We start from the raw sequence: 12,767 nt of genomic DNA, 5'->3' as shown, positions 1-12,767 counted from the left end.
CTCCCTAAATCGGTCCTCCACACACCGCACGTCGGCGGCGCTCCTCCGGGAAGACCTCAGAAAAGCTGCGGGGGTGACATGCGATTCGTCAATGATTTCTTGCAATTCTAAGATGCATTTAATGTGACGCATTCACGTTTTCGGGGAGCGCAGCGCCAAAGGCGGCACTCTTGGCGGGATGCGGAGCGGCGCTATTGCGCTGCTATGGGTCGGCGCGCGAGCTGGCATTCGGCCCAAAGTGCCTCGAGCCCCAGTGCCAGCCGCCGGATGTCCTCGGCGGAGTGCACCGGCGAGGGGGTGATGCGCAGCCGCTCGGTGCCGCGCGGTACCGTGGGGTAGTTGATCGGTTGGATATAAATAGCATGTTCCGCCAGCAGGCGGTCCGCGATGTAGCGGCATTTCTGCGGGCAGCCGACCATGAGCGGAATGATGTGGCTGGGGTTCGGCAGATGCGGCACGCCAATCCGGTCGAGCGCCTCGCGGACGCTGGCCACGGCCCGGCGCTGCGCCGCGCGCTCGAGGTCCGAGCGTTTCAGATGCGCCACGGCGGCACGGGCACCGGCGGCCACGGCGGGTGGCAAAGCGGTGGTGAAGATGAACCCCGAGGCAAAGCTGCGGATGACGTCGCAGAGCGTGGCCGAAGCGGCTATGTAGCCGCCGGTGACGCCATAGGCCTTGCCCAGCGTGCCCTGGATCACGTCGATCCGCCGCATCAGCCCCTCGCGTTCGGCGATGCCGCCGCCGCGCGGACCGTAGAGGCCGACCGCATGCACCTCGTCGAGATAGGTCATGGCGTTGTAGCGCTTGGCCAGGTCGCAGATCTCGGCGATCGGGGCGATGTCACCGTCCATCGAGTAGACGCTCTCGAAGGCGATCAGCTTGGGCCGATCAAGGGGCAGCGCGGCGAGATGGCGTTCGAGGTCGGCCAGATCGTTGTGCTTCCAGATGATCCGCTCCGCTTTCGAGTGGCGGATGCCCTCGATCATCGAGGCGTGGTTGAGCGCGTCCGACAGGATCATCAGCCCGGGAATGCGTGCCCCGAGCGTGCCGAGGCTGGCCCAGTTCGACACGTAGCCCGAGGTGAAGAGCAGCGCCGCCTGCTTGCCGTGCAGGTCGGCCAGTTCCGCCTCGAGCAGCACGTGTTCATGCGTCGTGCCCGAGATGTTGCGCGTGCCGCCCGAGCCCGCGCCGCAGGTGTCGAGCGCGGAATGCATCGCCTGCAGGACCGCCGGATGCTGCCCCATCCCGAGATAGTCGTTCGAGCACCAGATCGTCACCTCGCGCTGCGCGCCGTGATGGGTGGCTGCGGGGAACTGGCCCCGGTGCCGCTCGAGCTCGGCGAAGTGGCGATAGTTGCCGTCCGCCTTCAGCTCATCGAGCTGCGCGCGGAAAAGGGCATCGTACATGCTCAGAACTCCGTGGCGGTGGCGGTGATGCGGGCAAGAAGGTCATTCACCGGCCCCATGCTTTCGCGCTCGAAGCTGCGGTAGCCGATGCTGGTCCTGCCGTCCCGGCTCTCGACGAAGATCGAATAGGGGCAGAAGGCGATGTTCAGCGGATCGGCCTCCATCACCTCGCGCGAGGTGGTGGCCGAGCAGAAGAGATAGACGTCGGCGGCGTCGTAGAGATGGGTTTCGGCGCCGATGTCGGCACCTGTGCGGGCCAGCATCTCGCCGACGTGGCTGATGTGATCGACCACCAGCCCCTCGCCGATGATCGCGTTTTCCAGCGCAAAGACCGCCTCGTCGAAACTGCCGTCGTAGGGGCGGGTGACGACCTCCTGCGCGATCGCGCCGGCGGGCAGGGCAAGCAGCAGGGCAAGTGTTCTGAGCATGGCGGGTCTCCTTGATGGATCCCGGTCGCGGGGGGCGCGGCCGGGCCGTCTGTCATTTGGCGAAACTCGAGAGATAGGCGATGACGGCGTCGATATCCTCGGTTTTGCGCAGGCCGGGGAAGGACATCTTGGTGCCCTTCATCGAGTCCTTCGGCTTTTCGAGGAACGCCTGCAGGCGTTCCGGCGTCCATGTCTCGCCAGCCCCATGGGCCTCCTCGAAGACCTTCGAGTAGCCGAAGCCATCGACCGACCCGATGCCGCGCCCGATCACGCCGTTGAGCTCGGGGCCGGTCTTGTTCTTCGCGCCGTCGCCGACCGCGTGGCAGGACATGCACTTCTTGAAGACCTTCTCGCCAGCGGCGACCAGCTCGGGGTCGGCGGCAGCGGGGGCCGGTGCGGGTTCGGACGCGGCAGGGGCCGCGTCCGTCGCGACCGCCGCGGCCTCGGTGCCGGTGTCGGCGGAGGCCACTTCGGCCTGATCCGGATGGGCGTCCGTCGCGTCAGGCCCTGCTGCCCCTTCGTCGCCGCCATGGTCCGGGGTCACGTCGAGCACCGTGGCGCGCATGGTGATCTCGACGCTTTCCTTGCAGTCGGTCATGCAGGGCTCGCCGGTCCATCGCGGGTACTCCGTCTCGGGGCGGTCATCGACGATGAAGCCGCCCACGTTGGGCATGACCACCTCGGTGAAATTCTCGTTCGACAGGGTGAAGTCCTCGTCGACGATGAAGTTCGAGTAGAGGATGTAGGCGACGATGGCATAGACCTCATCCGGCTCCAGCGACTGCGCGTTGCCGAAGGGCATCGAGCGGTGCACGTAGTCCCAGGCGGTCGACAGGTGCGGCCAGTAGCTGCCGACGGTCTTCACCGGGTCCTTGTTGGCCAGCGTGTCCTCGCCACCCGCGAGCTTGGGCCAGTTGCCCGACCCTTCGGCGAATTCGCCGTGGCAGGAGGCGCAGTTCTCGGAGAACAGCAACTCGCCATCCTCGACAGAGCCGCTGCCGGGCGGCAGGCCGGTGCCGTCGGGCGAGACGTCGAGGTTCCAGGCGGCGACCTCCTCGGGCAGCGCCTCGCGGCCGATGCCGAGCGGGCCGTCCTTGGGCGCCTCGTCGGCATGGGCGACAGCGACAAGGCCGCCAATCGGCGCGGGGTCCGCTGCGACTTCAAGGGGGGTCAGGCTGCGCAGCCCCTCGGGCGCCTCGGCCACGAAACGGTCGGCCATGTTGACCGCGACCGTCAGGGTGACCGCGATGCCGCCGAAGACGCTGCCGTAGAGTTTAAGAGACTTCGACATTTTCTGCCTCCCCGTTCGGTTTGACCCACCAGGTCTGGATGCAGTTGTTGTGGTAGACCGAGTTCTCGCCGCGCACCTCGCGCAGCTGCGTCTTGGTGGGCTGCACGTAGCCGGTCTCGTCCATGGCGCGGGACTGCAGGAACATCTCCTCGCCGGTCCATTCGGTGTCGAGGTAGAAGCGGGTGAGCGCCTTGGTCTCGCCCTCGCGAGCAAGCCGCGCGGTCTGCCAGTTCTTGCCGCCGTCGGTGGAGACGTCGACGCGGGTGATCCTGCCGTGACCGGACCATGCAAGGCCGGTGATCACCAGCGGGCCGTGGCCATGCTTGATCGGCGCCTGCGGGCTGGGAGAGGTGACGACGGATTTCGCGTCCATCACCCAGGTCCACTTGCGCGAGGTGCCGTCAGCCAGCGTGTCGGTGTACTTGGAGGTTTCCTCGCGGCTCTCTACCGGGCCGTCCAGCACCTCGATGCGGCGCAGCCATTTCACCCACATGTTGCCTTCCCAGCCGGGCACCACGAGGCGCACCGGGTAGCCGTGCTCCTTGCGCAGCGCCTCGCCATTGGCCTTGAAGGCGACGAGCACGTCGTCGAGCGCCTTTTCCATCGGGATCGAGCGGCCGTTGGACGAGGCATCGGCGCCCTCGACGTAGACCCACTTGCCCGTCGTGGCGGGCAGGCCCGCCTCGCGCAGCAGGGTACGCAGCGGCACGCCGGTGTACTCCATGTTGTGGATCATGCCATGGGTGAACTGCGCGCCGTTGAGCTGCGCGCCCGCCCATTCCATGCCGGTGTTCGCGGCGCATTCGCAGAAATACACGTGGTTTTCGCGCGGGAAGCGCTCGAGATCCTCGTAGGTGAAGACCAGCGGCCTATCGACCAGCCCGTTGATCATCAGCCGGTAGTCGCTCTTGCTGAGTTCGATGGCCCCCGAGTGGTGCCGCTCGAAAGCGCAGCCCTGCGGGGTGATCGTGCCGTCCAGCGCGTGGATCGGCGTGAAGTTGATCGAGCTGATCGGGTCGGCGGTCAGCCACGGCACGTTGCGGCGCACCACGTCGTCCTCGAAGCGGATCGGCAGCCCGTAGGGGGTGGCATCGACGCCCTCGCCGAGGCCCTGAGCCCAGGGCTGCACCTCGGTGATCAGCGGATCGGGCTCGGCGGCGCGCGCGGCGCCTGCGGTCACGGCCACCGTGGCCGCCCCCTGCAGGAAGGCGCGGCGCGACGTCTTCGGCTCGCTCATTTTCTCTTCCATGGTTCTCTCCGGGCCCTGCGTCATGCGCCAACCACCTCTACCGAGGTGTTCTCGCCCAGCTGCACGCGGCCGAGGCTGCGGATGTGGCTTTCCACCACGTCCCAGATCGGCGGGCCCTCGGTGCCCTCGTTGACGCTGGCCCAGCCGGCGACGGTGTAGCTCTTGGCCGGGTCGATCGCCTCGCCGGTCTTCAGCAGCACCATGTCCGAGATGCGCTGACCCGCCGGGGCGGTGACGTCGATGCGGTAACCAAGGCCGCCGACGCGGACCATGTCGCCGCCCTGCTGGTAGTAGGGATCGGGGTTGAAGATGTTGTCGGCCACGTCTTCCAGAACGACCTTCAGGAACGCGCCGGTCATCTCGGAGCGGTAGGCCTTGGGGTAGCTCATCGAGGTGACGTTCCAGAGGTCCTCGCGGGTGATCGGATCGCCCGCCAGCAGCGACGGCCCCCAACGCACGCCGGGCGAGAGCGCGATCTGCGCGTCGCGCTGGGTGAGCAGCGCGTCGCAGATCAGGTCGTCCCAGGTGCCGTTGAAATTGCCGCGGCGGTAGAGCGTGGTGTCGGTGTGGCCGATGACCTCGGACAGCTGGTCCGCGAAGGGCGCGCGCTCGGCGTCGATCAGCGCGGTCATCTCGGGGTCGGGGGCGATCACGTCCGAGAAGATCGGGATCAGCTTGTGGCGGAAGCCCATCATCCGGCCGTCCCGCACGTCGAGTTCGACGCGGGAGACGAACTTGCCGTTGGAGCCAGAGGCAATGAGGACCGTCTCGCCCACCAGCACCGGCTCGGGCAGTGCGTCATGGGTATGGCCCGAGAGCAGCACGTCGATGCCGGTGACCTTTTCGGCCATCTTCTTGTCGACGTCGAAACCGTTGTGGCTGAGAACCACAACGAGTTCGGCGCCGTCCGCCCGCACCTCGTCGACCATCTCCTGCATGTGCTCGTCGCGGATGCCGAAGGAATACTCAGGGAACATCCACGCGGGGTTGGCGATCGGCATGTAGGGGAAGGCCTGGCCGATGACCGCGATCTTCACGCCGCCGCGCTCGAACATCTTGTAGGGTTGGAATAGCTCGGCGGGCTCGTCCCATTCGGCGTCGAAGATGTTCTGGCCAAGCGCGGCGAAGGGCAGCCCCTCGACGATCTCGCGCACCCGCTCGGAGCCGAGGGTGAACTCCCAGTGGAAGGTCATCGCGTCGGGCTTCAGCAGGTTCATCACGTTGACGCAGTCCTGCCCGGCGGTCTGGTAGCAGGTGTAGCTGCCGTGCCATGTGTCGCCGCCGTCGAGCAGCAGCGCGTCGGGGCGTTCCGAGCGGATCTGCTTCACCACGGTGGCGACCCGGTCCATGCCGCCGACGCGGCCGTAGCCGCGGGCGAGGGCGTCGAAGTCCCCCGAGGAGAGCGCGTAATGCGACGGCGAGCCGTCGGCGATGCCATACATCTTGCGGAATTCCGCGCCGGTCAGGTGGGGTACCGCGCCGCGGTTGCCGCCGACGCCGATATTGACCGAGGGCTCGCGGAAGTAGATCGGTTTCAGCTGCGCGTGGATGTCGGTGATGTGGATCAGCGAGACGTTCCCGTAGGTGGGCATGGCCAGCAGGTCGTCCTGCGTCAGGCGCTGCTGCGCCGCGAGCCGCGCCCAGTTGCCGAAGCCCGAGCCGCCATAGAGCGCCGCGGCAGCCATCGAGACCTGGAGGAAATCACGTCGGGAGATCATCGGGGTATCCTCTTGCGCATCCAGGCGCGTGAAATTGCGAGGGGGAAGAAACCCCGCACGAGCCATCGCGCGGGGCCGGGGTCAGTTGCGGACGGAGGGGCCCTCGACCGAAAGACCATTGCCCCGCGAGGCGACGTAGAGCTCGAGCGCGATGAACTCCGGGCTGCCCGCTGCGTAGGTTTCGGCGCGGGTGTCGCGCACGCAGCCCTTGAAGCGCGAGTGCACCCCGTTGAGCGCCGCGTTGTTCAGCCGGTATGTCGGAAAGCCGTTGATCTGACCCTGGCTGAGGTGATCGGCGCGGATGAAGTTGCCGTAATTCTGCTCGTGGCAGTTGGCGCAGGAAAGCTCGAGCTGACCCGTGCGGGTGTAGTAAAGCTCCTTGCCCTGCTCCCAGACCGCCTGCGCCGGGCCGTCGATGGCCACATCGACCGGCATCCCGCGCGAGACCGCCGAGAGCAGCGCCACCATGTTGATCGCCTCGACCCCGTCGTATTTCCAGGCCTCGGCCCCCATGTGCTCGGTGCGGCAGCCGTTCACCTGCATCTGCAAGGTGCGGACTTCCTCGGCCGCGTCGTTCCACTTGGGGTAGGTGGCCTTCACCCCGGCCATGTCCTCGGGCTCGCCGTGGCAGGAAGCGCAGCTCTTGCCCTCGCTGCCCTCGACCATGGCCCATTGTTCCCGCGCCTTGTCGACGAAGATCATGCCGGGATTGTCGAAGTCATCCATCTCGAGCGCCTGGGTCTCGTCCGAGCGGAAGTGCCAGCCCGAGATGACCTCGTCCATCACGCCCGACAGGAATTCGGGTGCCGGGGCCTTGGTGGTGATCTCGATCTCGCCGTTGATGATCAGCTCGTCATCATCGGGCCCGCCGGCCTGCACCACCAGCGGTGCGGCCAGCAGGGCGAGCGCGGTGAGCGCAATCGCCTTGCGTGTCATATGTCTCCTCCCTCAAGTTGGCCCGGCCATGCATGGCGGCGGGCGAGACGGTTCCGGGTCGCCCGGCTCCTCTCCGGGCGGCCGGCCGCGTGTCAGGCTATCTCGATCGGCTTGGTGTCGGTGTAGGTCGAGCCGTCGTCGTCGTACCAGGTGAAGGTGAACTCACCGGCCTCGGGCACCAGCGCCTCGAACTCGAAGTAGGGGTTGGTCGAGATCGCGGGTTCCATCTTCACATCGATGACGTTCTGGCCGTTGAAGTCGCAGGTGAAGCGGTTGATGATCGAACGCGGGATCAGCTTGCCGTCGCTGTCCTTGCGCTGGCCGCTCTCCATCGGGTGGCTGATCAGCGTCTTGAGGGTTACCACCTCGCCCGCCGAAGCGGACTTGGGGACCTTGACGCGGGGTTTGACTCCGGATGCCATCTGTCTTGTCTCCTGTTAGCCGCCGCAGCCGCCGATGGTGACCTTCACGGTCTTGGCGGTGCGCGCGAACGTGCCGTCCTCGAGTTTCGCCACCGCAATGACCTCCTGCGTTCCGGCAAGCCGGATGCGGGTCGAGGCCATGCGCGAGCCCGCCAGCGGGCCGAAGGCGAAGGTCGCGACCGCGGGTGTCGGGTTGCCGGCAGCGAGCACGAAGATCGCCGATGCGCCGGGCGCGTCCACGCTGATCGGCACGGTGTTGCCGTTCTCGGCGATCTCGGGCGCGGTCAGCTCGACGCCGCTGTCGCCGGTCGCTGCGCCGCCGGTGAACTCGGCGATCAGGTCCTCGGCCGAGGCGTTGGCGCGGAAGGGCAGGACGGTCAGCGCCGCGGCGCCGAGCGCAAGCCCGAATGTGTCTCGTCTGGTCAGGCTCATGCCGTCTCCTCTCTCAGCTGTCCTGAAGGGTCATCAGGAAGGCCACCACGTCCTCGACCTCCTGGGCGGAGAGGATTGGCGGCAGGTCATTGGGTGCGGCCTTGCCGGTGTAGCCATCGCCGGGCCGGATGAAGCCGCTGGTCTTGTAGAAGGCGGGCATCACGGTGCCGTCGAACATCTTCTTGGCATTGGCGACGATGCCGCGCAGTTCGGCTTCCGAGCGATAGCCGCCTACGCCGTCGAGCGACGGGCCGACCTCGCCGTGGAAAGGTGCGTCGGCGAGCGCGGTGACCGCATGGCAGGCTACGCAGTTGCCCTTCGACCGGGTTGTCATGATCTCGGCGCCCCGAACTGGATCGCCCGCAGTGCCGGTCAGCGAAGCCTCGACCTCGCCGTATTCCGTGAAGCTGACGTCATCCGGGATGGTGGTGTCGGCCAGTGCGGCGGACGCAACGATCCCGATGACGGACGCAAGTGCGACCGTGGTTTTCATGTCTCCTCCCCTTCCATGTTCTGAATGCTACGGCACACATCAAGCTTCTTGCAACAACAAATTCATAGCCATGAATTTAAAGATGTGTCTACCGTCCGACTTTGGCTCAATGCGGTATCCTGCGGTGTCGAGATCTTTGGTGGGATTCCTATAATTATTTATGTTTCTCAATTATTTGCGCGATCTTCCTCAATCTTTCGGGCATGGTACTTCTGGAAGGGCTCATCCCCCTCGTAGCCTTTCTCCAGCACCCATTGCAGCAGATGGCGGGTGGTGCCTGCCTCGAAGGCGCCGGGCATGATGGCGACCGCGGCCTGCGGAGCGGGGATCTCTCCGGTCTTTTCGGGCAGGAAGATCATCGTCGGGGTGAACAGCACCCCCCATCGCCGCACCATGTCCTTCTCCGGCAGCGAGGTGCCATCGAAGTCGGTCACCTCGACATCGCCGAACATATTGATCTGGATGACGAAGTAGTCGTCAGACAGCATCTTCGCGATCTCCGGATGAGGGAAGACCTCCTCGTGCATTCTGGTGCAGTAGATGCAGCCGCGTTGTTCGATCAGAATCAGCAGACGCTGACCGGCGGCATTGGCTTCCGCCAGATCCTCGCGCAGATCCTTGAAGGTGTCGTGCATCCACGGCGCCTTGTGCAGCCCGTCGTCGCCGAGCTGTGCTGCGGGCAGGGGCAGGGTGGACGCGCAGGCGATGAGCGCAGCGGCAGCCAGCGTGGGGAACAGTCTTGTCATCTTCGTGCTCCTTGGGTGTGGGGGCCGGTCAGCCGATGCGGCTGAACCAGGGGATGGTGTCGATGAGCCAAGCGGCGATCAGGTTGACGCTGTTGGTGGCGATCAGCACGCCGAACAGGATGAGCAACACGCCCATGGCCTTTTCGACGCGGCCGAGGTGGCGGCGGAAGCGGGCGATGAAGCGCAGGAACGGTCCGATGAAGGCGGCCGCCAGAACGAAAGGCAGGGTCATCCCCGCGCCATAGGTGAGCAGCAGCCCCGCGCCGTGCTGCGCCGTGTCCTGACCGGCGGCGGTAAAGAGGATGGCCGCCAGCACCGGCCCGACGCAGGGGGTCCAGCCGAACGCGAAGGCGAGGCCGATCACATAGGCGCCGAGAAACCCGCCGGCCTTGCCTGCTTCGGATCGCACCTGGCGGTACAGCAAGGGGATGCGCAGCACGCCGAGAAAATGAAGACCCATCAGGAGGATGAGCCCCGCGGCGATCCAGCGCAGCACGCCGAACCATTCGCGCATCATCTGGCCGAAGACCGTCGCCGTGGCCCCCAGCCCGACGAAGACGGTGGTCACCCCGAGGGCAAACAGCACCGCCCCGGTTACCGCGCGGCGGCGCAGTCCGGGCGGCACGACGCCGGTTTCGGCGACCACATGCACGCCCTGCCCGGCAAGGTAGGAGAGGTAGAAAGGCACGATCGGCAGGATGCAGGGCGACAGGAATGACAGCAGTCCGGCGATGAAAGCGCCCAGAAATGTGACATCGAACATGCGCGTGGCGCTCCTCTCCAAATACATATTCGCATATTACGTTACGTATGTGATATGCTTTCGGTCAATCACCCTGAATGGACCGACGATGCGATTTCTCCTCTGCCTCCTGCTGCTGTTGCCCGCGCCACTCTGCGCCGAGACCCTGCTGCTCATGGCCGAGCAGGTCGGCTGCCGCTATTGCGAGGCTTGGGACGCCGAGATCGCACCGATCTACCCTAAGACCGCCGAGGGACAGGCCGCGCCGCTGCGCCGGGCCGACATCCGGGCGCTGCCGGAGGAGATCGTGTTGCAGCGACCCGTCGCCTTCACCCCGACCTTCGTGCTGGTGCAGGACGGGATGGAAACCGGGCGAATCGAAGGCTATCCTGGAGAAGACTTTTTCTGGGCACTGCTTGCCCGACTGATCGAGGACCTTCCGGCCTCGAATACGATAGACGGATGACGCCGATGTCGAACGCAGCCCAACTCCACGTCTTCGACGAGGGCATGAGCGAGCCGGAAATGGACCGGTTCATGCAGAAGGCCGAAGAGGCTTCGAACCTGCTCAAGGCGATGAGCCACGGCGGGCGCATGATGATCTTGTGCCATCTCGCTTCGGGCGAGAAATCGGTGACCGAGCTCGAGGACCTGCTTTCGGCGCGGCAGTCGGCGGTCTCGCAGCAGCTTTCACGGCTGCGTCTCGAGGGGCTGGTCACGCCCCGTCGCGACGGCAAGACAATCTACTATTCCTTGACCGACGACCGGCCGAAGAAGATCATGGAAGTCATATACGACCTGTTCTGTCGGGAGGAGTGACCGGAGGCGTTGGCCGAGGGTCGAAAGGGAGCGGCGGTCGGAATGTTCGACTTTGGTGACGGCGCCGCGCTTGCGGCGCTGGTTGGATTGCTGGGTGGCATGGTTCTCGGCCTCGCCGCGCGGCTCGGGCGTTTCTGCACGCTTGGCGCGATCGAGGACGCGCTCTATTCCTCGGACACCCGGCGGCTGCGGATGTGGGGGCTGGCGGTCGGGACGGCTGTGATCGCCACCCATGTCGCGATCACCGCAGGATGGCTCGACGCGGGCCAGACCTTCTATCTCTCGCGGCAATGGTCGCTGCCCGGCACGGTGCTCGGCGGGCTGCTCTTCGGGTATGGCATGGCGCTCTCGGGCAACTGCGGCTACGGCGCTTTGGCGCGGCTCGGCGGCGGAGACCTGCGCGCGCTGGTGATCGTGGTGGTGATGGGGCTGACAGCCTATGTCACCCTCTCCGGACCGCTGGCACTGGCGCGGATCACCGTCTTCCCCGACACCCCGGCCACGTCGCCGCAGGCGCTGTCGCAGCTCACCGGGGCACCGCTGCTCACCGGGCTGGTGGTGGGCGGTGCGCTGATCGCGATCTCGCTGTCGGGCGGCGGCATGCTGCGCGCGGGGCGGCACGTCTTCTGGGGCGTCGTCGTCGGGCTTGCGGTCACCTCGGCCTGGGTCGGCACGCAGATCGCCGCCACCCAGAGCTTCGGCGCCATCTCGGTCGAAGGCCATTCCTTTGCCCGCCCGCTGGGCGAGAGCCTGCTGTGGCTGATGACCGCCTCGGCTGCGGCGCCCGGCTTTGCTGTCGGCTCCGTCACCGGCGTGCTGCTTGGGGCCTTCCTCGGCTCCCTGCGCAAGGGGCAGTTCCGCTGGGAGGCCTGCGAGGACCCGCGCGAGCTGAAACGGCAGATCCTCGGTGCGGCGCTGATGGGGCCGGGGGCGGTGCTGGCCGCGGGCTGCAGCGTCGGGCAGGGGCTCAGCGCCTTTTCGCTGCTGTCCTTCAGCGCGCCCGTGGCACTGCTGTCGATCTTCGCTGGCGCGGCCATCGGGCTGCGCCAGCTCATCGTCGGTTTCGCGCCCGCAGAGTAGCGGCGCATTCGGCGCTTCCAGTCCTGCAATTTGCATCATAGAATGCGAATGTGTGAATGGGAGGAGAGACCATGCCACTGACCCGCAGGCACCTGCTGCAAACCGCCGCTGCTGCCGGCCTCGCGCCGCTGCTGCCCCGCAAGCTGATCGCCGAGGCGACCCTCGGCACCGGCCTGCTGACCACCGTGAGCGACGGCAACCTGGTGCTGCCCGGAGACTTCATCTTCGCTGGCATGCCCGAAGCCGAGCTGGCAGCGATCCTCGCGGCGCGGCACATCGACCGCCAGCGCCTGACGCCCGAGTGCAACGTGACCCTCTGGCAGCACGGCGATCAGACGGTGCTCTTCGACGTCGGCGCGGGGCCGGACTTCATGGACAGCGCCGGCGCGCTGCAAGGCAATCTCGAGGCCGTCGGCGTCACCCCGGACCAGGTGACCGCGGTGGTCTTCACCCATGCGCACCCCGATCACATCTGGGGGCTGCTCGACGACTTCGACGAGCCGGTCTTTCCCGAGGCGCGCTACCTCATGGGCCGGGCCGAGTGGGACTACTGGTGGGATCCGGCGACTGCGGACAGCATTGGCGCAGAGCGTCAGCTCTTCGCCCTCGGTGCGCGGAGGCGGATGGAGGCAATCGAGGACCGGATAGAGCGGTTCGAGGATGGCACCGAGATCCTGCCCGGCCTCACAGCCATGCTCCTGCCTGGCCACACACCCGGACACATGGGTTTCGAGCTGCGGCAGGGGGGCGAGCAAGTGCTGATCGTCGGGGATGCCATCGGCAATGACCACGTGGCTTTCGCCCGTCCCGCCTGGGAGGCGAACTCGGATCAGGACCCGGAACTGGGCGCGAAGACCCGCGTGGCGCTGATGGATCGGCTGGCGCGGGAGCAGGTGCCGGTGATCGGCTACCACCTCTCGCAGGGCGGCATGGGGCATGTGGAGCGGGCCGGGGACGGCTACCGCTACGTGCCGCTCTGAGGCGCGGGGCGGCGAGGCCGCCCCT

Annotated in this window: 15 protein-coding genes; 4 read left to right on the top strand and 11 right to left on the bottom strand. The window is 66.6% G+C overall.

The features are described 5' to 3' along the window. Positions 1–191: 191 nt before the first annotated feature. The 11 genes from hemA to IQ782_RS08590 all read right to left on the bottom strand — a co-directional run bounded on the left by hemA (position 192) and on the right by IQ782_RS08590 (position 9,884). Positions 192–1,406 (bottom strand): 5-aminolevulinate synthase, encoded by a 1,215-nt coding sequence (gene hemA / locus IQ782_RS08640; protein WP_194134222.1) that lies wholly within the window; start codon positions 1,404–1,406, stop codon positions 192–194. A gap of 2 nt (positions 1,407–1,408) precedes the next feature. Continuing rightward, on the bottom strand, positions 1,409–1,834 hold the full coding sequence (locus IQ782_RS08635; RefSeq protein WP_194134221.1) for a DUF302 domain-containing protein: 426 nt from the start codon (positions 1,832–1,834) through the stop codon (positions 1,409–1,411). A gap of 52 nt (positions 1,835–1,886) precedes the next feature. Continuing rightward, positions 1,887–3,125: a c-type cytochrome gene (locus IQ782_RS08630; RefSeq protein WP_194134220.1), complete on the bottom strand. Its 1,239-nt coding sequence runs from the start codon at positions 3,123–3,125 to the stop codon at positions 1,887–1,889. Continuing rightward, complete coding sequence (soxC, locus tag IQ782_RS08625; protein WP_240989183.1) at positions 3,109–4,374, bottom strand: sulfite dehydrogenase; 1,266 nt, start codon at positions 4,372–4,374, stop codon at positions 3,109–3,111. The genes IQ782_RS08630 and soxC overlap by 17 nt, the downstream gene beginning before the upstream one ends. 20 nt (positions 4,375–4,394) lie before the next feature. After that, positions 4,395–6,092 carry a thiosulfohydrolase SoxB gene (soxB, locus tag IQ782_RS08620; protein WP_194134219.1) on the bottom strand — a complete coding sequence of 566 codons (1,698 nt, stop codon included), beginning with the start codon at positions 6,090–6,092 and terminating at the stop codon, positions 4,395–4,397. 81 nt (positions 6,093–6,173) lie between these two features. Continuing rightward, positions 6,174–7,028: a sulfur oxidation c-type cytochrome SoxA gene (soxA, locus tag IQ782_RS08615; protein ID WP_194134218.1), complete on the bottom strand. Its 855-nt coding sequence runs from the start codon at positions 7,026–7,028 to the stop codon at positions 6,174–6,176. A gap of 92 nt (positions 7,029–7,120) precedes the next feature. Further along, the gene (gene soxZ, locus IQ782_RS08610) at positions 7,121–7,450 is read right to left on the bottom strand and encodes a thiosulfate oxidation carrier complex protein SoxZ (RefSeq protein WP_194134217.1); all 330 of its coding nucleotides are present in this window, start codon (positions 7,448–7,450) and stop codon (positions 7,121–7,123) included. Between the two features lie 15 nt (positions 7,451–7,465). Next, entirely contained in the window at positions 7,466–7,882 is a 417-nt protein-coding gene (gene soxY, locus IQ782_RS08605) for a thiosulfate oxidation carrier protein SoxY (RefSeq protein ID WP_194134216.1), read from the bottom strand. A gap of 13 nt (positions 7,883–7,895) precedes the next feature. Further along, the gene (soxX, locus tag IQ782_RS08600; protein ID WP_194134215.1) at positions 7,896–8,375 is read right to left on the bottom strand and encodes a sulfur oxidation c-type cytochrome SoxX; all 480 of its coding nucleotides are present in this window, start codon (positions 8,373–8,375) and stop codon (positions 7,896–7,898) included. 167 nt (positions 8,376–8,542) lie between these two features. Further along, positions 8,543–9,121, bottom strand: a complete 579-nt coding sequence (locus IQ782_RS08595; protein ID WP_194134214.1) for a thioredoxin family protein — start codon at positions 9,119–9,121, stop codon at positions 8,543–8,545. 28 nt (positions 9,122–9,149) lie between these two features. Continuing rightward, on the bottom strand, positions 9,150–9,884 hold the full coding sequence (locus IQ782_RS08590; RefSeq protein ID WP_194134213.1) for a cytochrome c biogenesis CcdA family protein: 735 nt from the start codon (positions 9,882–9,884) through the stop codon (positions 9,150–9,152). A gap of 88 nt (positions 9,885–9,972) precedes the next feature. Between IQ782_RS08590 and IQ782_RS08585 the strand changes: the two genes are divergently transcribed. The 4 genes from IQ782_RS08585 (at position 9,973) to IQ782_RS08570 (ending at position 12,742) form a co-directional block, all read left to right on the top strand. Continuing rightward, the gene (locus IQ782_RS08585) at positions 9,973–10,329 is read left to right on the top strand and encodes a thioredoxin domain-containing protein (protein WP_194134212.1); all 357 of its coding nucleotides are present in this window, start codon (positions 9,973–9,975) and stop codon (positions 10,327–10,329) included. 5 nt (positions 10,330–10,334) lie between these two features. Further along, positions 10,335–10,682, top strand: coding sequence for an ArsR/SmtB family transcription factor (locus tag IQ782_RS08580; RefSeq protein WP_194134211.1), 348 nt, complete (start codon positions 10,335–10,337; stop codon positions 10,680–10,682). A 42-nt stretch (positions 10,683–10,724) separates the two neighbouring features. Continuing rightward, the gene (locus IQ782_RS08575) at positions 10,725–11,762 is read left to right on the top strand and encodes a YeeE/YedE family protein (protein WP_194134210.1); all 1,038 of its coding nucleotides are present in this window, start codon (positions 10,725–10,727) and stop codon (positions 11,760–11,762) included. 71 nt (positions 11,763–11,833) lie between these two features. Beyond that, complete coding sequence (locus IQ782_RS08570) at positions 11,834–12,742, top strand: MBL fold metallo-hydrolase (RefSeq protein WP_194134209.1); 909 nt, start codon at positions 11,834–11,836, stop codon at positions 12,740–12,742. Positions 12,743–12,767 lie beyond the last annotated feature (25 nt).

The sequence above is a fragment of the Salipiger mangrovisoli genome (genome assembly GCF_015223355.1).
GTDB classification, from domain to species: Bacteria; Pseudomonadota; Alphaproteobacteria; order Rhodobacterales; family Rhodobacteraceae; genus Salipiger; species Salipiger mangrovisoli.
The sequence above is the reverse complement of the archived record's forward strand: the minus strand, read 5'-3'. Positions and strand labels throughout refer to the sequence as shown.